Below are 19,950 nucleotides of genomic sequence, written 5' to 3'. Positions count from 1 at the left end.
AGTGAAGAATGGGGGCCGTGAGCACAGACGACGGCAGTACGCCCGCACCGCGGAGGCGACGGAACCCGGCCAGCGGATCTTCGGAGACGGCGAAGAAGACCCCCACCGCCAAACCGGCGGCCGCCAAGAAGGTCCCGTCGAAGTCCACCGCCCGCGACACCGCCGCCCGTGCCACCGCCGGCAAGACGCGCACCCGCAAGCCCACGTCGCCGGCGGCCACCCCGGCGCCGACGCGGCGCCGCAGTTCCACCCAGGGCAACCCGGTCGCGGCCGAGGAGTTCCGGGCCGTTCCCTCGGCGCCGCCGGCGGTCACCGCCGCGCCCACCGCCGTCGAGACGCTGCCCGACGACCGGTACTTCAACCGCGAGCTCTCGTGGCAGGACTTCAACGCCCGTGTGCTCGCGCTGGCCGAGGACGAGTCGCAGCCGCTGCTCGAACGGGCGAAGTTCCTCGCGATCTTCGCGTCCAACCTGGACGAGTTCTACATGGTCCGCGTCGCCGGCCTGAAGCGCCGCGACGAGACCGGCCTGCTGGTGCGCAGCGCGGACGGGCTCACCCCGCGCGAGCAGCTCGGCTACATCGCCAAGCGCAACCAGGACCTGGTCGAGCGGCAGACCGGCGCGTTCGAGAAGCACCTGCGCCCGCAGCTGGCCGAGCAGGACATCCACATCGTCGGCTGGGCCGACCTGGCCGGCGCCGACCAGCTGCGGCTGTCGAGCTACTTCTCCGAACAGATCTTCCCGGTCCTGACGCCCCTGGCCGTCGACCCGGCGCACCCGTTCCCGTACATCTCGGGCCTTTCGCTCAACCTCGCGGTGACGGTCCGCGACCCGGAAGGCGGCACGGAGCGCTTCGCCCGGGTGAAGGTGCCGAGCAACGTGCCGCGCCTGATGCGCGTCGAGACCGAGCGCACCAGCCGGACGGCGACGTTCCTCCCCCTCGAAGAGCTCATCTCCGCCCACCTGGGTGAGCTGTTCACCGGCATGGACGTCACCGAGCACCACGTCTTCCGCGTCACCCGCAACGCCGACTTCGAGGTCGACGAAGACCGCGACGAGGACCTCCTGCAGGCCCTCGAGCGCGAACTGGCGCAGCGCCGGTTCGGCCCGCCGGTGCGCCTCGAGGTCGCGCAGGACATGAGCGAGCACATGCTCGAGCTGCTGCTGCGCGAGCTGGACGTCGACCCGGCGGACGTCGTCGAGGTGCCCGGCCTGCTCGACCTGACCTGCCTGCACCAGCTGTCCGGTGTGGACCGCAAGGAGCTGAAGGACCGGCCGTTCGTCCCGGCGACGCACCCGGCGTTCGGCGAGCGCGAGACGCCGAAGAGCGTTTTCGCGACGCTGCGCGAGGGCGACGTGCTGGTGCACCACCCGTACGACTCGTTCTCGACCAGCGTGCAGCGCTTCATCGAGCAGGCGGCCGCCGACTCGAAGGTCCTCGCGATCAAGCAGACGCTGTACCGGACGTCGGGTGACTCCCCGATCGTCGACGCGCTGATCGACGCCGCGGAGGCGGGCAAGCAGGTCGTCGCGCTGGTGGAGATCAAAGCGCGGTTCGACGAGCAGGCGAACATCACCTGGGCGCGGACGCTGGAGCGCGCGGGCGTGCACGTCGTGTACGGCCTGGTCGGGCTGAAGACGCACTGCAAGGTGTCGATGGTGGTGCGCCAGGAGGGTTCGACGATCCGGCGCTACTGCCACATCGGCACCGGCAACTACAACCCGAAGACGGCGCGGCTGTACGAGGACCTCGGGCTGCTGACGGCGGATCCGAGCATCGGCGCGGACGTCACCGACCTGTTCAACGTCCTGACCGGCTACTCGCGCCAGGACACCTACCGGACGATCCTGACGTCGCCGCACGGCATCCGGCGCGGCATCGTGCGCGCGATCGGCGAGGAGATCGAGCTGGCCCGGGCCGGGCAGCAGGCCGGGATCCGGATCAAGTGCAACTCGCTGGTCGACGAGCAGGTGATCGACGCGCTCTACCACGCCTCGCAGGCCGGTGTGCCGGTCGACGTCGTCGTCCGCGGGATCTGCGCGCTCAAACCGGGTGTCGAGGGACTGTCGGAGAACATCCACGTCCGGTCGATCCTCGGCCGGTTCCTGGAGCACTCGCGGGTCTTCCACTTCCGCGCGGGCGGAACGCACTGGATCGGCAGCGCGGACATGATGCACCGCAACCTGGACCGGCGGATCGAGGCGCTGGTGCGCGTCAAGGATCCGAAGCTCACCGGGCAGCTCGACGACATGTTCGACTCGGCGCTGGACCCGGCGACGCGCTGCTGGGTGCTGACGGCGAGCGGCGAGTGGTCGCCGTTCCCGGCCGAAGGCTCGCGCGTGCGTGATCACCAGCTGGAGCTGGCGAAGCTGCACGGGGCCGCCGGATGACCCAAGAGGTACGGGCGGCCGGCGCGGTGCTGTGGCGCGTCGCCGGGGGCGCGACGGAGGTCGCGCTGGTGCACCGCCCGCGGTACGACGACTGGTCGTTCCCGAAGGGAAAACTCGACCCGGGCGAGACGATCGCCGAGGCCGCGGTGCGGGAAGTCCGCGAGGAGACCGGGTTCACCGCGGTCCTGGGCCGCTACCTGGCCCGGACGGCGTACCCGGTGCCGGCGCGCCACGGGTCCGGGACGGTGCCGAAGACGGTCGACTACTTCGCGGCGGAAGCGGTTTCCGGCGGGTTCGAGGCGAACGACGAGGTCGACGAGCTGCGCTGGCTGGACCCGATGGCGGCGGAAAAGCTGCTGACGCGGCCGGAGGACGTCCGGGTGCTGCGGGCGTTCTGCGAGCTGCCGGTGGGCTTGACGACGCTGTTGCTGGTGCGGCACGCGAAGGCGGGCAAACGCGACGAGTGGTCCGGCGACGACGACCTCCGGCCGTTGTCGGAGGCGGGCCGTCGCCAGGCGGCGGCGCTGCGCCGGGTGCTGTCGTTGTTCGGCCCGGACCGGGTGTTGTCGGCCCCGCGGCTGCGCTGCGTGCAGACGGTCCACGGGGTGGCGGAGGACTTCGCGGCCGAAGTGCGCCATGAGCCGTTGTTCTCGGAAGAGGGCTACTGGCCGGACCCGGTCCTGGGCGCGGCGCGCCTCCTGGCGGTCGCCGGGGACGGCGGAACACCGGTGGTGTGCAGCCAGGGCGGCGTGATCCCGGACCTGGTGAGCGCATTGGCGGACCGTGACGGAGTGGAGCTCCCGGCCGCGCGCGGCGGGGTGGTGCCGAGCAAGAAGGGCTCGTTCTGGGTGTTGTCGTTCCGCCCGCCGACGGCCTCGGAAGGTCCGTTGCTCCTGGCGGCGGACTACCACCCGAGCGCCCTGCCGGTCCCCTCCCCCAGCCACTCCTGAGCCGGTGGTCCACCCGGGCCGCAGAGCGCTGTCAGCACGAGACAGCGCCGTGACAGTCGATCTTGGTGTACTTGCTGAGGGTCCCGCTGGGCTGCGCCGGGCTAGGGGTACGGCGCATCCCCGGGCGAGGGGGTTCCTGTCGGCACCGTGGCCAGCAGGGCCTGGACCTCGGTGACGCGGGGGTCGCCGAGGCGCTGGCTGACCGTCAGCGCTTCGGTCCAGTGGCCGCCCGCCTCGTGCGCGCGGCCCATGCGGTGCTTGAGCCGGCCGAGGGTGATCTGGACGTCGATCGTGCCGTAGTCGGCGTTCAGTTCCTTGAGCTCGGCGAGCGCGTCGAGGCCGGCCCGTTCCGCTTCGTCGTGCCGGCCGGCTCCTTCGAGGGCCTCGGCGACATTCCCGAGCGCCAGCGCCGCGTGGTAGCGGTCGCCCAGTTCCGCGAAGGCTTCGTGCGCGGCCTGGGCGGCTTCGGCGGCGTGGTCGTAGTCGCGGAGGCCGATGCGGCTGGCGCTGACGTTGAGGAGCGCGTGCGGCACGAACCTCCGCTGGCCGTGGTCGCGCGCGAGGTGGACGGCTTGGAGGGCGTGGCGTTCGGCTTCGGCGTATTCGGCCCGGACGTAGTACGCGCCGGCGAGGTTGGACAGGATCGCCACCGTCAACGCGGTGCCGTCGCCGTTCTCGGACGCGGCGCGCGCTTCCTCCAGCGCCTCGAGCGCCTGGTCGGGCTGGAGGGTGCGCAGGTAGGCCGAGCCGAGGTTGTTGGCGCTGTACTGGAGACCGGTGCTGTCGCCGGCGTCGCGGGTGGCGGCGACGGCCGTGCGCGCGGTGGTGATCCAGTCGTCGCGGTCGTGACGCTCGGCGAAGAACCCGCGCAGGAGCCAGGCGAGTTTCCAGGCGTGCGCGGTCCAGCCGTGACCGGCGGCGATGCCGACGAGCGCGGTGAGGGCCTGCCGTTCGGTGGTGTACCAGGCGATCGTCTGCTCGTGCTGTGCGAAGCGGACGGCGGGCAGCGGCGCGGGGTCGAGCGTGATGTCCTCGGTGAGCAGGTCGGGACGGACCAGTTTGTTCGCCTCGGCGACACTGGCGAGGTACCAGTCGACGAGCCGGCGCAGCGCCGCCGCGCGTTCGGCCTCCGTCGTTTCGGTTTCGACGAGTTCGCCCGCGTAGACGCGCAGCAGGTCGTGGAACTGGTAGCGGTCGGTCCCGGGCTGGTTGAGCAGGTGGGCGGCGGCGAGCTGGTCGGCGAGCTCACGCGCTTCGCGCAGGTCGACGCCGGCGAGCGCGGCGGCCGAGGAGAGGCTGAAACCGTGGCCGGGGTGCAGGCCGAGCAGCCGGAAGAAGCGCGCCGCGGCCGGGCGCAGGGCCTTGTACGACCAGGAGAACGCGGCCCGGAGGTCGGTGCCGGCGTCCTGCGGGTCGCGGAGGGTGTCGAGCCGCAGCCGCTGGTCGCGGAGTTCTTCGACGATGCCGGCGAGTGAGACGCCGGAAAACCGTGAAGCGCGTTCCCCGGCCAGCGCCAGTGCCAGGGGCAGGCGCCCGCAGAGCTGCACGAGTTCGGCGACGGCGTCGGGCTCGGCGGCGAGGCGCTGCGACCCGACGCTGCCGGCGAGCAACGCGGTGGCGTCGCGGTCGTCGAACGAGCGCAGGGCGATGCGGCGGGCGCCGTCGCGGGCGACGAGGCCGCGCAGCTGGTTGCGGCTGGTCACCACGACGAGGTTGCCGGGCCCGGGCAGGAGCGGGCGGACCTGGTCGGCGTCGCGGGCGTTGTCGAGCAGCATGAGGGTGCGGCTGCCGGCCAGCCTGCTGCGCAGCAGCGCCGAGCGTTCCTCCACAGTGGAGGGCAGGGTCTCGGCCGGGACGCCGAGGGCGCGCAGGAAGCCGGCCAGCGCGGCGCCGGGCGTGACCGGGGTGTCCGCGGAGTGGCCGCGCAGGTCGAGGAAGAGCTGGCCGCCGGGGAAGCGGTCGCGGACGCGGTGGGACCAGTGCACGGCCAGCGACGTCTTCCCGACCCCGGCGGTGCCTTCGATGACGACGATGCCGGACGCGCCGCCGGGCGGCAGCCGGTCGAGTTCGGCGAGTTCGGGGCCGCGGCCGGTGAAGCCCGCGACGTCGAAGGGCAGTTGCCGCGGGACGGTGTGGACGGCCGGATCGGCGTCGGCGGCGAGCAGTTCGGCGTGCAGCCGGCGGAGGTCTTCGCCCGGTTCGACGCCCAGTTCGTCGGCCAGCAACGCCCGCAGCCCGGCGTACCGGGCGAGCGCTTCGGCGCGGCGCCCGGACCGGGCGAGGGTGCGCACCAGCCGTTCCCACAACGACTCCCGCAGCGGGTGCTGGGCGACGAGGTCGGTGAGTTCGGCGATGAGCCGCGCGTCGGGGACGAGCCCGGCGTCGAGGTCGATGCGCTGTTCGACGGCGAAGAGGTACCGCTCGGTCAGCAGCGGCCCCCATTCGGCGGCCAGTGCGGGAGAGCCGACGCCTTCGAGCGGGACGCCACCCCAGCCGTCGAGCGCGGCGGTGAGCAGTTCTCTGCGACGCGCGGGTTCCGTCGCGGCGGCGGCCTGGTCGAGGGTCTGGAGGAAGCGCAGGGCGTCCACCCGGGACGGGTCGACGGCGAGCCGGTAGCCGTCCGGTTCGGTGACGACGGTGTCTTCGCCGCAGAGCCGGCGCAGGCGCATCACGTAGGTCTGCAGGCTGCCCCGGATGTGCGCGGGCGGAGTTTCGCCCCACACGCCCCGGGCGAGGGCATCGATCGACACGAGACGGCCGGCGGCGAGCGCGAGCGTGGCGAGCAGCGCGCGCTGGCGGGAACTGGTCAGCACGACCGGCGAACCGTCGACGAGCACCTGGAACGGGCCGAGCAGCCGGATGTCGATGGTGGTCGCCCCCAGGTTCGCCTCGCGCACGGCCGGCCCGCGCCGCACGCGGGCCCCGAGGAACGCAGCGTGGCATCACTCGGCCGGGCGCTCAAGCAACTTTGCGAAATTGGCGGAACCGGTCCCGGGGCGGGGGTTGGGCCGAGCGGGTGACGCGCGGTGTCCGTTCGGGACGCTGATGCTGGCAGCGGGTGACTTTCGGTTCGTTCGGCTCGGCGCGGCCGAAGAGTCGGCTCGCGTACGTGGAGAGTCGGCTCGCGTACGTGGAGAGTCGGCTGGCGTACGTGGAGAGTCGGCTGGCGTACGGGGAGCGTCGGCCCGCGTACCCGGACAGTCGGTTCGCGTACCCGGACAGTCGGTTCGCGGGCCAGAGAGCGGTTCGCGCGCCCGGAGGCTCGGCTCGTGTACTCGGACAGTCGGTTCGCCCGCGCCCCGACTCGATCCGCGCGCCGACCGTCCCGGTACGCGAACCAGCTGACTGGGTACGCGAGCCGCCCTTCCAAGCGGGCGGGTGGCTTCTGCCGCAACGTCCGGACATGCGGCAGGGCCCCGCGCACGTCGCGCGGGGCCCTGCCGAAAAGCCGCTCGTCCAGCAGGGGTAACCCCCTGGGGGTCCCCCGGATTTCACGTTACCGCAGGGGTCCGACAGTTTTTGGCCGGTCAGTCCTTCTTCGCCGCGGCCGAAGTCCGCCGCGACGTGGTCTTGGCCGCCGTGGTCCGGCGAGCCGTGGCGGGCTTCGCGGCGGTGCTCTTCGCCGCCGTGGTCGCTTTCGCCGCCGTGGTCTTCGCCGCTGTCGTCGCCTTCGCGGCCGTGGTCTTCGCCGCCGTGGTCTTCGCCGCCGTGGTCTTCGCCGCCGTGGTCGCCTTCGCCGCCGCGGTCTTTGCCGCCGTCGTCGCCTTCGCCGCCGCGGTCTTGGGTGCCGCCGCCTTGGTGCGCGTGGTTGCCGGCTTCGCCGCCGTCGTCTTCGGGGCGGCCTTCGCCGCCGTTGTCCTCGTCGTTGCCGGCTTGGCCGCCGTTGCGCGGGTTCGCGTGGTCGTCGAACGCGTCGTGGCGGCCTTCGGAGCCGCGGCTGTGCCAGTCGAGGATGCGCGAGTCGTGGTCGCCGCCGCGCGGGTGCCCGTCGTTGCGCGCTTGACCGGGGTGGCCTTCGGCAACTTCTTCGCTCCCGACACGACGTCCTTGAAGGTGGTGCCGGCGCGGAAGGCGGGCACGTTCGTCTTCTTGACCCGCACCGCTTCGCCGGTGCGCGGGTTGCGGGCCGTCCGCGCTGCGCGGGCGCGTTTCTCGAACACCCCGAAGCCGGTGATGTTGACCTTTTCGCCCTTGTTGACCGTCCGGATGATGATGTCGACCAGACCGTCGACCGCCTCGGAAGCGGCCTTCTTGTCGCCCAGGCGCTCGGTCAGCGCCTCGATCAGCTGGGCCTTGTTGGCCATGTCCAGTCCTCCAGGAAGGATCCACGGCCGCGTCGGCCGGCTAGCGACACGGTATTACCAAGGCAGCACAAATTCCACCCGGTGCGCGGAAACTTTCCCTTGCCCCGGGAGGGGTTCCGCCGCGCGGCGAGCCCGGTGAAGGGCTCCTGGAGGGCCGTACGACGTCTGGGCGAAGCAGCCCGAAAGGGGCGGGATCTGTTGCGGCGCAAGCGATCCCGCCCCAAGACCGGGCTAGCCGGCGGCCACCGGCGTCGTCGTCGGCTTCCACGACGGGCGGCTCGCCTCGAAGGTGTCGATCTCACCGGCATGGCGCAACGTCAGCGCGATGTCGTCGAGGCCTTCCAGCAGCCGCCAGCGGACGTAGTCGTCGATCTGGAAGGGCGCGGTGAAGTCCTTGGCCCGCACGGTCTTGGTCTCGAGGTCGACCGTGACCTCGGTGCCGGGCTCGTTCTCCAGCAGCTTCCAGAGCAGCTCGACGTCGTGCTGCTCGCACTGGGCGGCCACCAGGCCGCCCTTGCCGGAGTTGCCGCGGAAGATGTCGGCGAACCGGGCGGAGATGACGACCTTGAAGCCGTAGTCCATCAGCGCCCAGACGGCGTGCTCGCGGGAGGAACCGGTTCCGAAGTCCGGCCCCGCGACGAGCACGCTTCCGTTCCTGAACGGCTCCTGGTTGAGGATGAAGTCCTCGTCGCCGCGCCAGGCGGCGAACAGACCGTCCTCGAAGCCGGTCCGGGTCACCCGCTTGAGGTAGACCGCCGGGATGATCTGGTCGGTGTCCACGTTGGACCGGCGCAGCGGGACGCCGACGCCGGTGTGCTGGGTGAACGGTTCCATGTTCGGTAGCTCCTCGGGTGGGTCAGCGGGCGGCGGTCAGCAGGTCTTCCGGCGACGACAGCGTGCCCCGGACGGCCGTGGCGGCGGCCACGAGCGGCGAGACCAGGTGCGTCCGGCCGCCCTTGCCCTGCCGGCCCTCGAAGTTGCGGTTCGACGTCGACGCGCTGCGCTCACCCGGCTTCAGCTGGTCCGGGTTCATGCCCAGGCACATCGAGCAGCCGGCCTGGCGCCACTCGGCGCCCGCCTCGGTGAAGACCTGGTCGAGCCCCTCGGCCTCGGCGGCCTTGCGGACGCGCATCGAGCCGGGAACCACCAGCATCCGGACCGAGTCCGCCACTTTCCGACCGCGCAGCACCTCGGCCGCGGCCCGCAGGTCCTCGATCCGGCCGTTGGTGCAGGAGCCGAGGAAGACGGTGTCGACGGCGATCTCCCGCAGCGGCGTGCCGGGCTTCAGGTCCATGTAGGACAGGGCTTTTTCAGCGGCGATGCGGTCGTTCTCGTCCGGGATCGCCTCCGGGTCGGGCACCTCGGCACTCAGCGGGAGGCCCTGGCCGGGGTTGGTGCCCCAGGTCACGAACGGCGTCAGCGCACTCGCGTCGAGGTGCACCTCGGCGTCGAACTCGGCGCCGTCGTCGGTGCGCAGCTGCCGCCAGTTCTCGACGGCGGCGTCCCAGTCCGCGCCCTGCGGCGCGTGCGGACGGCCCTTCAGGTAGGCGAACGTCGTCTCGTCCGGGGCGATCATCCCGGCGCGGGCGCCGGCTTCGATCGACATGTTGCAGACGGTCATCCGCGCCTCCATGGACAACGCCGCGATCGCCTCCCCCCGGTACTCCAGGATGTAGCCCTGGCCGCCGCCGGTGCCGATCTTCGCGATCACCGCGAGGATGATGTCCTTCGCGGTGACGCCGGGCCGCAACTCGCCGTCGACGGTGATCGCCATCGTCTTGAACGGCCGCAGCGGCAGCGTCTGGGTGGCCATCACGTGCTCGACCTCGGACGTGCCGATGCCGAACGCGATGGCGCCGAACGCGCCGTGCGTGGAGGTGTGGCTGTCGCCGCAGACCACGGTCATGCCGGGCTGGGTCAGGCCGAGCTGCGGGCCGATGACGTGCACGATGCCCTGCTCGGCGTCACCCATCGGGTGCAGCCGGACACCGAACTCCTTGCAGTTGCGGCGAAGGGTGTCGACCTGGGTGCGCGAGACCGGATCGGCGATGGGGAGCTCGATGTCGACGGTCGGGACGTTGTGGTCCTCGGTCGCGATGGTCAGGTCGGGGCGGCGCAGCTGCCGCCCGGCCAGGCGGAGGCCGTCGAAGGCCTGCGGGCTGGTGACTTCGTGCAGCAGGTGGAGGTCGATGTAGAGGAGGTCCGGTTCGGCGCCTTCGCCTCGGCGCACGAGGTGGCTTTCCCACACCTTCTCCGCCAGTGTGCGGGCCTTGCCGGTCGGGCTGGTCATCTCCGGCTCCTTCCACGGTTCGACGTCGGAACTCGGGCGCGCACCTGCGGAACGGATGCGAGCCGCGAAGGAAGGGCGCAGCTCGAGTTCGGGGTTTCCCAGATACTGGACTTCCCAAAGTGCGGGACGCTAGTATCGGGTCGTGGGACAGCATAGCGGTATCGGAGTACTGGACAAAGCAGTGGCCGTCCTGCAGGCGGTCGCGGACGACCCCTGCGGCCTCGCGGAACTGTGCACGCGGACCGGCCTTCCCCGGGCCACCGCGCACCGGCTCGCGGTCGGCCTGGAGGTGCACCGGCTGCTGCGCCGCGGTCCCGACGGGCGCTGGCGCCCCGGTACGGCACTGGCCGAGCTCGCGGGCGGTTCGACGGACCCGCTGCTCGACGCGGCGGGCGTGGTGCTGCCGAAACTGCGCGACGTCACGGGTGAGAGCGTCCAGCTGTACCGGCGCGACGGCGTCCAGCGCGTGTGCGTCGCGACGGCGGAGCCGCCGAGTGGCCTGCGCGACACGGTGCCGGTGGGCTCGCGCCTGCCGATGACGGCGGGGTCGGGCGCGAAGGTGCTCGCGGCCTGGGCGGACCCGCACACGCAGCGCACGATCCTGGCGGACGCGGTCTTCGGCGAGCGCACGCTCCTGGAGGTCCGGCGGCGCGGCTGGGCGCAGAGCGTGGCGGAACGCGAGCCGGGCGTGGCGAGCATTTCGGCGCCGGTACGGGATTCGGCGGGGACGGTCGTGGCCGCGGTGTCGGTGTCGGGGCCGATCGAGCGAATCGGCCGCAAGCCGGGAGCGCGCTGGGCGGCGGATCTCCTCGCCGCGGCGGATGCGTTGCAGGAACGGCTCTGAGGTCGCTGCCCGGGTCCGCTTTTCCACAGGCTGGTCGTGATGTGGACAAGCAGGCCCGGGCGGCGCCTTTTCCGGGGCTTTCGTCGGCAGGGGCCGATAGACTCGATTCCGGGGGGGCGCCCCGAGTTCCCGCAGCCGAGCCGCGGCTTCGACGCCGAAGAGCCCGAAAACCGGCAACCTCCCCCGCGGACACGTGGCGGCCGCCGGCCGAGGTGATTGCGCGCGGCAGGGACACCTGACACGGTGAGCCGATGCTGAATCAGGTGGCCGACGGTGTGTGGGTGCGGCAGAGCGAGTGGGTCTGGAGCAACACCACCGTCGTGCAAGCGGACGACGGGCTGGTCGTCGTCGACCCCGGGATCACCGGCGCCGAACTGGCCGAGCTCGCCGACGATCTGGACCGGCTCGGGATTCCCGTCGTCGCCGGGTTCTCCACCCACCCGCACTGGGACCACCTGCTCTGGCACCCCCGCTTCGGCGACGTCCCCCGGTACGCCACCGCCGCCAACGCGCGGATCGCCGGTGAAGCGCGGGAACGAGCCCAGGCCATGGCCCAGGAAACCGCGCCGGACATTCCCCTTGAACCGATCGCGCTCCTGACTCCGCTGCCGGACGGCGGCGACGGCAGCGGCGACGGCAGCAGCGGACCGATCCCGGGCGAGCTCATCGAGCACGACGCGCACGCCGTCGGCCACGCCGCTCTCCTGCTCGCCGACCGGGGCGTCCTGATCGCCGGCGACATGCTCTCCGACGTCCTGATCCCGCTGCTCGATCCGCGCCGACCGGACCAAGCGGACACCTACCCGGCCGCACTCGACCGACTGGAAGAAGCCGCTCAGCGCGTCGATGTCCTGATCCCCGGGCACGGGGCCGTGGCCAAGGGGCCGGAGATCGCGGCCCGCTTCGCCGTCGACCGGGCCTACCTCGCCGCGGTGCAGCGCGGCGAAGACCCCGATGACCAGCGTTGGGGGAAGCGCACGTAGCGCCGTTCGGGTGACCGTGGCCGAAGTGGCGTATTCGGTGACGGCGGCCACGTCTCCTCTGAGTCAGCACCACAGAGGGGGATGACCACCATGAACACCGAACTGAACCGCCGGGCGATGGCGATGCTGCGGGCCGTCGGGGCCGGGCGGGCCGAACTCACCTGCAGCTGTGAACCCGACCTGCGGGTCGACGGCCTGCCCTGCTGCGACCAGGCGACCGCGCACCAGCTGGCCCGGGCCGGTCTGATCCGGCCCGTGCGGGTCGTCGCCGTCGGGCAGTGGGCGCGGGCGGAACTCACCGCCGAGGGCCTCCGGGCGGTGGGCGGTACTCTCGCCGCCGCGTGACGCAACCTTCCGGCCCGCTCGCGCGTGTACCCGGCAAACGCGAGGGGGATCCATGAAGACTGCCACCGCCCTGCTCGGCGCCGCCCTGCTGCTGTCCGCGTGCGCGAACACGCCGGCCGGGGCCCCGCCGTCCCAGAACCTGCGCCCGGTCGAGACCATCACGTCCGCGCCGGTCGCCGATCCGGCCGCCGTGCGCTGGATGGACGGCTTCTGCGCCGCCGTCCACGGCTACCGGGAACGCACCAACCGGGAAGCCGAAGTCGCGCAGCCGACGCCCGGCTCGGTCGACGAGTCGCAGAAGGCGCTCAGCGCGTCGCTGGGCGGCATCGCGGCCCGCACCGGCGAAACGGTCGACAAGCTCAACGCGCTGCCGCCCGCGCCGGTGCCGCTCGGCGACACCGTCCGGCAGGCCTTCGTCACGAAGTTCACGAAGGCCCGCGACCGCGCCGCCGAGGCGAAGACCACGTTCGACCGCGCGAAGCCGGGCAACGAGGCGTCCCAGGTCTCGGCCGTCAAGGCCGTCCAGGAGGCGCAGCAGGACGTCGACGGCACCTACGACCCGGTCGGCGCCGTGGCGGCGTCCCCGGAGCTGATGCTCGCCGCCACCGCCGCGCCCGGCTGCAAGGCCTGAGACCTCACCGCCGCACGAGCGGCGCCTGCAGCGGCAGGGACCGCGACGAGCCGCCGACGGACACGGTGAACGCGCCGCGCGCCGGCTGCCACGCGTGGGTCGCCGTGTCCCAGACCGAGAAGTCGCGCGCGTCCAGCCGGACCGTCACGCGCTGGGCCTGCCCCGGCGCCAGCGACACCCGCTCGAAGCCCTTGAGCTGGCGCGGCGGTTCGCCGGCGGCCGTCGGGAAGCCCAAGTACACCTGGGCGACCTCGGCGCCCGCCCGGTTTCCGGTGTTCCGCACGGTGAACGTCGCCGTGGCGCCGTCGCCGGTGTTGCGCACCGACAGGCCGGAGTAGGCGAACGTCGTGTACGACAGGCCGTGGCCGAACGGGAACAGCGGCGCACGCCCCTGCGCGTCGAACCACCGGTAGCCGACCTGCAGCCCCTCGGAGTACGTCGCGACGCCGCCGACGCCCGGGAACTGCGCCGGGGTGTTCGCCGGTGTGTCGGCGTCCGCGGCGGGGAACGTGATGGGCAGCTTCGCCGACGGGTTGACGTCGCCGAAGAGCACGCCCGCCACCGCCGCGCCGTCCTGCTGGCCGGGGTACCACGCCTGGAGGATCGCCGGCACGCTCGGCGCCCACGGCATGAGCACCGGGCCGCCGCTCTTCACCACGACGACCGTGTGCGGGTTGGCCTCGGCGACGGCGGTCACCAGCGCGTCCTGGTTGCCGTCCAGGGCCAGGCTCGGCCGATCCTTGCCCTCGGTCTCGTTGTTCCCGACCATCACCACGCTGACGTCGGCGGTCCGGGCCAGCGCGGCCGCGCGCGCCGGGTCACTGCCGTCGTCCAGGGTCACCACGGCACCCGGGACGCGCTGCCGCAGCCCGGGCAGCGGGTCCACTGTGGACGTCGGGATGACGGCCGAGCTGCCTCCGCCGCCGGTCTTGGCCTTGGTCGCGAACGGCCCGATCAGCGCGATCGAGCGCACGCCCGCGTCGAGCGGGAGCTGCGCGTGCTCGTTGCGCAGCAGCACCATGCCGCGCTCGGCGAACTCCTTCGCGGCGGCGTCGTGCTGCGCGGCCGGCAGCGGCGAGGCGACCGGCGGGTGGTCGAACTGCCCGAAGGCGAACATCGTGCGGAACCGCGGCAGCAGCAGCTCGCCGACGCGCTGTTCGCTCACCTGCCCGGCCAGCACGGCCTGCTTCAGCTTCTCGCCGTACCAGGTGCCGTCGATCATTTCGAGGTTCATGCCCGCGTTCGCCGACCCCACGGTGCTGTGCGCGGCGCCCCAGTCCGACTGGATGAACCCCTTGAACCCCCAGTCGTCGCGCAGCTTGCCCTGCAGCAGCGCCGGGTTCTCGCACACGAAGACACCGTTGATCTTGGGGAAGGCGCACATCACCGAGCCCGCCCGGCCCTCGGTGACCGCCTGTTCGAAGTGCGGCAGGTAGATCTCGTTGAGCGTGCGCTCGTCGATGTGCTCGTCGACGCTGTGGCGGTCGGTCTCCTGGTTGTTCGCCGCGTAGTGCTTGACCTCGGCGATGGTGCCGTTCTCCTGGATACCGCGGATGTTGGCGGCGGCCAGCGCGCCGGCGAGGACCGGGTCCTCCCCCATGCCTTCGAACGTCCGGCCGTTGCGCGGGACGCGGGCGATGTTGATGTCGGGCGCTTCGGACACGTGGTGCGCGAGCGCCCGGGTTTCGCTGCCGATCAGCCGGCCGTACCGGCGCGCCAGGCCGGTGTCGAACGTCGACGCCAGGGCCATGGTGGCCGGCAGCGCGGTCGCCGGTTTCTGCGGTTTGTCGTCGGCCGGCCCCATGCCCGCCGGGCCGTTGGCGATCCGGAACCCCGGTACACCCAGCCGCGGGATGGGCGGCACGAACCGCTGGTGCTCGGCGTCGGGCTGCAGGTGCAGCTGGGAGATCTTCTCGTCGAGGGTCATCGCCGCGACGAGCTCGGCGGCCCGGCGGTCGGGTGACTGCCGGGCGTCGCGCCAGGGTTGCGCTTGCGCGACCGCCGGCGTCGTCAGCGACAACCCCAGGACCACAGCAAGAATGAACGGGCCGGTGCGCATCGAGTCTCCCTCGCCGCTGACGGGACCAACGGCGGACAAGCTAACGCATACGTGATCGAGAAACATAGACCTGATTTGAATTCACATACTTGAATTCGCGGACGGGTTCAACCATTTCCCCGGCTCAAGCGTGGGAGGAGGACCACGAGAGGGGACTCAATCATGGTCAAGAAAACCCTGATCGGCCTAATGGCGGCGAGCGCGGCGACGGTCGCGCTGACGGCACCGGCACACGCCGACCAGGCGGTCGTGTGGTCGCTGACCCAGCAGGTCGAGCCGGGCGGGCAGATCCAGGCGGTCGTGTTCGCGGAGTGGGAGGTGGGCTGCACACCGGCCGGGCCGGTCACCTCCCGGGGCTTCACCGCGCCGCTGAAGTGGACCGAGGGCGGCGAATGGGGCAGGCACGCCGGATACACGACGGCCGGCCGGCGCCCCGGGAAGTACACAGCCGCGTTCCCGTGCACCGACGGCCGGAAGGCGACCGGCTCGTTCACGATCACGGGTACCCCGCCGCCGGGCACCACGACCCACCCGAAGCCGACGGCTTCGACGCCGACGACGCCCAAGTCCAAGCCCACGGCCACGGCCACGAAGCCGGCCAAGCCGGCGAAACCCCAGGTCGCGGTCAAGCCGGCCGGGGCACCGCAGACCGGGGACGGCACACTCGGCTGACCATCCACAGAGGACACCCCGGGCCGGCGCGTTTCCCGGACCGCCGGCCCGGGGGCCCCGGCGTCAGCGGGCCGCGGCCAGCCGCAGCGCCCGGTACACGAACTGCTGGTCACCGAGCCGGTGCCGCAGGTCGCGCTCCAGCCCCGCGATCGGGTAGAGGTTCTGCGGTGCCCGCGAGTCCTTGTAGGGCACCGACGCGAACCGCCCCAGCACCGACTGGGTGACGTTCGCCAGCTCGGCGACCTGCTCGCGCCCGAGGTGCGGCGCCGCCTCCACCCGCACGACCCCGGACCACGGCGGCCCGCCGGCCGACGGCAGCCGCAGGTACCACGAGTGCCGGACCCAGGTCGTGCCCATCAGGAACACCGGCGTGCGCTGGTGCGGGCCGAGCCGGCCGACCATCGCGTTGAGCTCGCCGGGCAGGTAGGTCGTCTGGTGGCTCTTGATGAACCCGACGGCCCGGTCGAGGTGCGCCCGGCCGCGCAGCGGGCCGTCCACGACCAGCAGGTCGCCGCGCACGTGGCCGTCGATCGCCGTGCGCGCCCGGATCGCCGTCTCCAGCTCGGTTTCGGCCAGCTGCTCCTGCAACGCCGACGACAGCACCACCGGCAGCGGCTTGTCCTCCTTGGCCGCCGCGCGGTGCGCCGTGTAGATCCCGGCCGGGGTGGCGATGTCGTCCGCCCGCGGGGCGACGGTGAACAGCCCCCGCCGGACGTCGGTGCCGACGACGTGCGCCTGGCCCTCGCAGCAGCACACGACCCCGGCCGCGTAGGACGCGCAGATCCCGATCGACGCCGAGTTCGTGCCGGCCGGGTCGTCGATCCAGACGCGCGCGTCGATCCGCCGGACGCCGTCGACGAACAGCACGGCCTCGGGCGGCGAAACCGGCGAAGGGTCGATCGGCGCCCACTCGGCCTCGGGGACCTCGACGTCGAGCTCGACCTCGGCCTGGGAGCGGCCGAGCTCCTCGGCCTCCATCGAGCTGCCGTAGCCCGGGTCCCAGGCGTCGATGCTGAAGTTCATCCCGGCCACCGCGGTCATGCGCCCTCCCTGGCGATGTGCGAGCCGGTGCCGTCCCGGGTGACCAGGAGCCGCACCGGGACGCGCTCGGCGAGCGCCGGCACGTGCGTGATCACCCCGACCATCCGGGAGCCGGACGCGGCGAGGTTCTCCAAAGTGGACGCCACGACGTCGAGGGTGGCCTCGTCCAGCGTCCCGAAGCCCTCGTCGAGGAAGATCGACTTCAGCCGCGTCGCGCCCTCGGCCGCCATGGCCCCCAGCTGCGAAGACAGCGCCAGAGCCAGGGCGAGCGACGCCTGGAACGTCTCGCCGCCGGACAGCGTCTTCACCGGGCGCCGGGCGTCGGCCTCGTTGTGGTCCACCACCAGGAAATCGCCCTTGTCGTGGGTCAGCTCGAACTGGCCGCCGGACAGTTCCAGCAGCGACGCCGACGCCTCCGCGACCAGCGTGTCGAGCGCCCCGGCGATCAGCCAGCGCGGGAACTTGTCCGAGCGCAGCAGATCCGCGAGCAGCCGCGCGACCTGGGCGTCGGACTCCGCGGCCGCGATGTCTTCGCGCAGCCCGGCCACCCGGGCCACGCGCCGCTTCAGGTCGGCGTGGTCGGCTTCGGCGCGCGCCCGGGCGGCCGCGACGGCGACCGGGACGCGGTCGCGCACCGGCCCCTCCGGCACGGCGACCCCGAGCGCGGTGACGTCGTCGGCGACCGCGCGTTCGGCCGCTTGCAACGCTTCGGCGGCCTCGCCTTCTTCGGTCTTCGCGCCGGTCAGCCGCTCGCGATGGGCCTTCGCCTGGCCGGCGGCCCAATCCGTGAGCGCGGACCAGGCTTCGAGGAGGCTTCCGCCATCTGTGACAACCGGCGCTTCACCCCGGGCCCCCGAAAAGCCGTCGATCGGCGGGGCGCCGAGGCCGACCAGCGGGTCGCGCGCCCGCGACAACCGCTGCCGCTCCGCGTCGACCTGGGCGCCGATGCCCGCCTGGGCTTCCGCGGCGCGTTTCGCGGCCGCCCGGGCGGTGCGCAGGTCCGCGTCGGCTTGCTTCGCGGCCTTTTCGAGAGAAGTGACCTTCGCCAGCTCCTCGGTGACGACGGCCGCGGACGGCGCGCCGGCAAGCGCCGCGGCGAGTTCACCGCGCCGGCGCCGGGCGGTGGCGAACTCGGTGGCCGCCGCCTGCTCGGCCAAGCCCGCGTCGACGGCCCGCTTCCGCCGTTCCTCGGCGTTCCGCTCGGCGGCGGCGAGGTCGTCCGCCGCGACGACGGCTTCCTTGCCCCTGGCTTCGGCGGCCGCTTCGAGCGCGGCCAGTGCCGTCCGCCGGTCCGCCAGCGCGGAAGCCGCCCATGCGGTGAGCCGCTGCCAGCCCGCCGGGACGTCGTCGCCGTCGATGGCCGGCGCGCCCAGCTCCACCAGGGGGTCGCGTGCGGCCCGCAGCGCTTCCCTGGCCGCCGCGAACGACTTCTCGACGGCGTCGGCCTCGTGCTGCGCGGCCGCGCGTTCGGCGCGGGCCGCGGCCAGTTCCTCGTCCGCGGCCTTCGCGGTCCCGGCGGCGCGGGCGCGGCCGTCGATCGTCTTCGACAGCCACTCGCCCCGCTCGCGCACCGCGGCGACGAGGTCCGCGTAGTCCTGCTCGGAGAAAGCGGCCTCGACCGGCCGCAGCAGCACCGCCGATTCGGGCGGGCCGTCCACTTCCAGCAGCACCGCGCGCAGTTCCTCCGCCTGGGCGGCCACCGACGCGGCGGAGTCGGCGTCGCGGTCGACGGCCCGCTCCAGCTTGCGCACGACGGCTTCGGCGGCGGCGCGATCGCGCTCGGCGCGCTCGAGGCGGTCCCGGGCCTCGGCCAGGTGGGCGTGCCCGCCGGAGTCGGGCAGTGCCGTGACTTCCTGCTCGCACACCGGGCACGGGTGCCCGACGGCGAGGCCGGCTCGCAGGCTCAGCGCCTGCCCGGCCCGTTCCGCTTCGGTCACCGCGGTCTTCGCCGCCGTCACTTCGGCGTCCGCGCGGGCGAAGGTGCTTCGCGCCGTTTCGAGTTCTTTCCGGCGCGCGGCCTGCTCGGGGACGGCCTTCCGTTGTGCCTCGCACAACGCGTACAGCGTGCGCGCGTCGGAGCGGGCCGCGGCGAGCGGCGCGACGTCCGGCTGGGCGGCCAGCGCCGCCCGCGCTTCGGTGTCGGCGGCCTCGGCCGTGCGCAGGCGGGCGGCCGCGGCTTCGGTGCGGTTCGCCACACGCGCCGAATCCGCCGACAGGTCCCCGAGATCCGCGGGCGGGCGCAGGCCGGCCAGCCGGTCGCGGTCCTGACGGGCCCGCCCGGCTTCCGCGGCGGCGTCCTCCGCGGCGCGGGCCGTCGAGTCCCGGTTCTTCCGGGCCACCTCGGCGACGGAGAGGGCTTCGGTGACCGCGACGGCGGCGGCGTCTTTGGCCTGCGCCGCCGCTTTCGCCGCCTCTTCGAGCCGCGGGAGGGCCGTCTCGGTCGCCTCGAGCTCGGTGCGGTCGGCGCGGATCCGTTCCAGTTCACTGCGCGCGGGCGCCGCGGCGAGGGCGGTGCGGGCCGCTTCGTCCGCCGTTTCCGCCGTCTCCAACGCGCCCCGGGTGGCCGTGGCCGCGGCCGCCGCGTCGCGACGCCGGGTTTCGAGGTCTTCGACGCCGTCCGGTCGTTCTACAGCGTCGAGGACTTTCAGTTCCGCCGTGAGCGTGGCGACGCGTTGCCGGGCTTCGTCGTGCGCGCGGGTGGCGTCGTTCAACCCCGGCAGGGCCGCGTTCACCCGCGCGTCCAGCTCCGCGAGCGCCGTCATGCGGGCAGCGTGTTCGGCGACGGCTTCTTCGGTGGCGTCGGCGTAGCTGCCGAGCTGTTCGGTGAGGACGGCGGCGCGCTGCTTCTGCTGCTCCGCCGTCACCCCGGCCCGGCGGCCGATCCGCTCGTAGACCTCCAGGCCCAGCAGCTTGATGAGGATCTTCTGGCGGTCGGCGGCCTTCGCGTGCAGGAACTCCGCGAAGTCGCCCTGGGGCAGCGCCACGCAGGTGCAGAAGTGCTTGAACGTCAACCCGAGCAGGCGTTCGACCGCGGGGGTCACTTCGGAGTCCGCGGCAACGGCGTCGGCTTCGTCCTCGGAGCCGCCGAGCGCGGCCGGGTCGATCAGCCGTTCCAGGCGGACGTTCTTGACGCTGACCGTGGGTTTCTTGCCGCCGCTGCGCCGGACTTCCCGCACTACGTGGTAGCGCGCGCCGCCTGCGTCGAAGACCAGCCGCACGGTCGCGCGGTTCACCGTCGGCGCGAGCGCGGGCGCGACGAGGCCTTCGTGGTCCCAGCGGGCGACGGAGCCGTACAACGCGAACGTGAGCGCGTCGATGACCGTGCTCTTGCCCGCGCCGGTCGGCCCGACGAGCGCGAAGTAATCGGTGTCTTCGAAGCTGACTTCGGTCTTCTCGCGGAAGGACGCGAAGCCGGTCATCTCCAGCAGCACTGGCCGCATG

14 protein-coding genes are annotated in these 19,950 nt (G+C 72.9%); 7 read left to right on the top strand and 7 right to left on the bottom strand.

Annotation, left to right across the window (positions count from 1 at the left end):
• Nucleotides 1–8: 8 nt before the first annotated feature.
• Together QRY02_RS46395 and QRY02_RS46390 are read left to right on the top strand one after the other, a co-directional pair.
• Complete coding sequence (locus tag QRY02_RS46395) at nucleotides 9–2,390, top strand: RNA degradosome polyphosphate kinase (protein WP_285989037.1); 2,382 nt, start codon at nucleotides 9–11, stop codon at nucleotides 2,388–2,390.
• Complete coding sequence (locus QRY02_RS46390; protein ID WP_285989036.1) at nucleotides 2,387–3,340, top strand: NUDIX hydrolase; 954 nt, start codon at nucleotides 2,387–2,389, stop codon at nucleotides 3,338–3,340. The genes QRY02_RS46395 and QRY02_RS46390 overlap by 4 nt, the downstream gene beginning before the upstream one ends.
• Before the next feature lie 101 nt (nucleotides 3,341–3,441).
• On the opposite strand, the gene QRY02_RS46385 is transcribed toward QRY02_RS46390, so the two are convergent.
• From QRY02_RS46385 to leuC, 4 genes are all read right to left on the bottom strand, one after another.
• On the bottom strand, nucleotides 3,442–6,255 hold the full coding sequence (locus QRY02_RS46385; RefSeq protein ID WP_285989035.1) for an AfsR/SARP family transcriptional regulator: 2,814 nt from the start codon (nucleotides 6,253–6,255) through the stop codon (nucleotides 3,442–3,444).
• 612 nt (nucleotides 6,256–6,867) lie between these two features.
• Nucleotides 6,868–7,644: an HU family DNA-binding protein gene (locus tag QRY02_RS46380; RefSeq protein WP_285989034.1), complete on the bottom strand. Its 777-nt coding sequence runs from the start codon at nucleotides 7,642–7,644 to the stop codon at nucleotides 6,868–6,870.
• Nucleotides 7,645–7,875: 231 nt separating this feature from the next.
• Nucleotides 7,876–8,478, bottom strand: a complete 603-nt coding sequence (gene leuD / locus QRY02_RS46375) for a 3-isopropylmalate dehydratase small subunit (protein WP_285989033.1) — start codon at nucleotides 8,476–8,478, stop codon at nucleotides 7,876–7,878.
• Nucleotides 8,479–8,500: 22 nt separating this feature from the next.
• A complete protein-coding gene (leuC, locus tag QRY02_RS46370; protein WP_285989032.1) occupies nucleotides 8,501–9,934 on the bottom strand; it encodes a 3-isopropylmalate dehydratase large subunit in 1,434 nt (477 codons plus the stop codon).
• A 142-nt stretch (nucleotides 9,935–10,076) separates the two neighbouring features.
• On the opposite strand from leuC, the gene QRY02_RS46365 reads away from it, so the two are divergent.
• The 4 genes from QRY02_RS46365 (at nucleotide 10,077) to QRY02_RS46350 (ending at nucleotide 12,737) form a co-directional block, all read left to right on the top strand.
• Nucleotides 10,077–10,778: an IclR family transcriptional regulator gene (locus QRY02_RS46365; protein ID WP_051183801.1), complete on the top strand. Its 702-nt coding sequence runs from the start codon at nucleotides 10,077–10,079 to the stop codon at nucleotides 10,776–10,778.
• 251 nt (nucleotides 10,779–11,029) lie between these two features.
• Complete coding sequence (locus tag QRY02_RS46360; protein ID WP_285989031.1) at nucleotides 11,030–11,761, top strand: MBL fold metallo-hydrolase; 732 nt, start codon at nucleotides 11,030–11,032, stop codon at nucleotides 11,759–11,761.
• A gap of 90 nt (nucleotides 11,762–11,851) precedes the next feature.
• Complete coding sequence (locus QRY02_RS46355; protein WP_285989030.1) at nucleotides 11,852–12,106, top strand: hypothetical protein; 255 nt, start codon at nucleotides 11,852–11,854, stop codon at nucleotides 12,104–12,106.
• 52 nt (nucleotides 12,107–12,158) lie between these two features.
• Nucleotides 12,159–12,737, top strand: a complete 579-nt coding sequence (locus QRY02_RS46350; RefSeq protein ID WP_285989029.1) for a hypothetical protein — start codon at nucleotides 12,159–12,161, stop codon at nucleotides 12,735–12,737.
• A gap of 4 nt (nucleotides 12,738–12,741) precedes the next feature.
• Here QRY02_RS46350 and QRY02_RS46345 read toward each other — a convergent pair whose 3' ends face one another.
• Complete coding sequence (locus tag QRY02_RS46345; RefSeq protein WP_285989028.1) at nucleotides 12,742–14,796, bottom strand: glycoside hydrolase family 3 C-terminal domain-containing protein; 2,055 nt, start codon at nucleotides 14,794–14,796, stop codon at nucleotides 12,742–12,744.
• 162 nt (nucleotides 14,797–14,958) lie between these two features.
• Between QRY02_RS46345 and QRY02_RS46340 the strand changes: the two genes are divergently transcribed.
• Entirely contained in the window at nucleotides 14,959–15,468 is a 510-nt protein-coding gene (locus QRY02_RS46340; protein ID WP_285989027.1) for a hypothetical protein, read from the top strand.
• A 63-nt stretch (nucleotides 15,469–15,531) separates the two neighbouring features.
• Here the strand turns inward: QRY02_RS46340 and QRY02_RS46335 are convergent, their stop codons facing one another.
• Both QRY02_RS46335 and QRY02_RS46330 read right to left on the bottom strand, forming a co-directional pair.
• Entirely contained in the window at nucleotides 15,532–16,509 is a 978-nt protein-coding gene (locus QRY02_RS46335; RefSeq protein WP_285989026.1) for a hypothetical protein, read from the bottom strand.
• Nucleotides 16,506–19,949, bottom strand: coding sequence for an AAA family ATPase (locus QRY02_RS46330; protein ID WP_285989025.1), 3,444 nt, complete (start codon nucleotides 19,947–19,949; stop codon nucleotides 16,506–16,508). Before QRY02_RS46330 ends, QRY02_RS46335 begins: the two co-directional genes overlap by 4 nt.
• Nucleotide 19,950: the final 1 nt, after the last annotated feature.

This window comes from Amycolatopsis sp. DG1A-15b (genome assembly GCF_030285645.1).
GTDB lineage: Bacteria > Actinomycetota > Actinomycetes > Mycobacteriales > Pseudonocardiaceae > Amycolatopsis.
The sequence above is the reverse complement of the archived record's forward strand: the minus strand, read 5'-3'. Positions and strand labels throughout refer to the sequence as shown.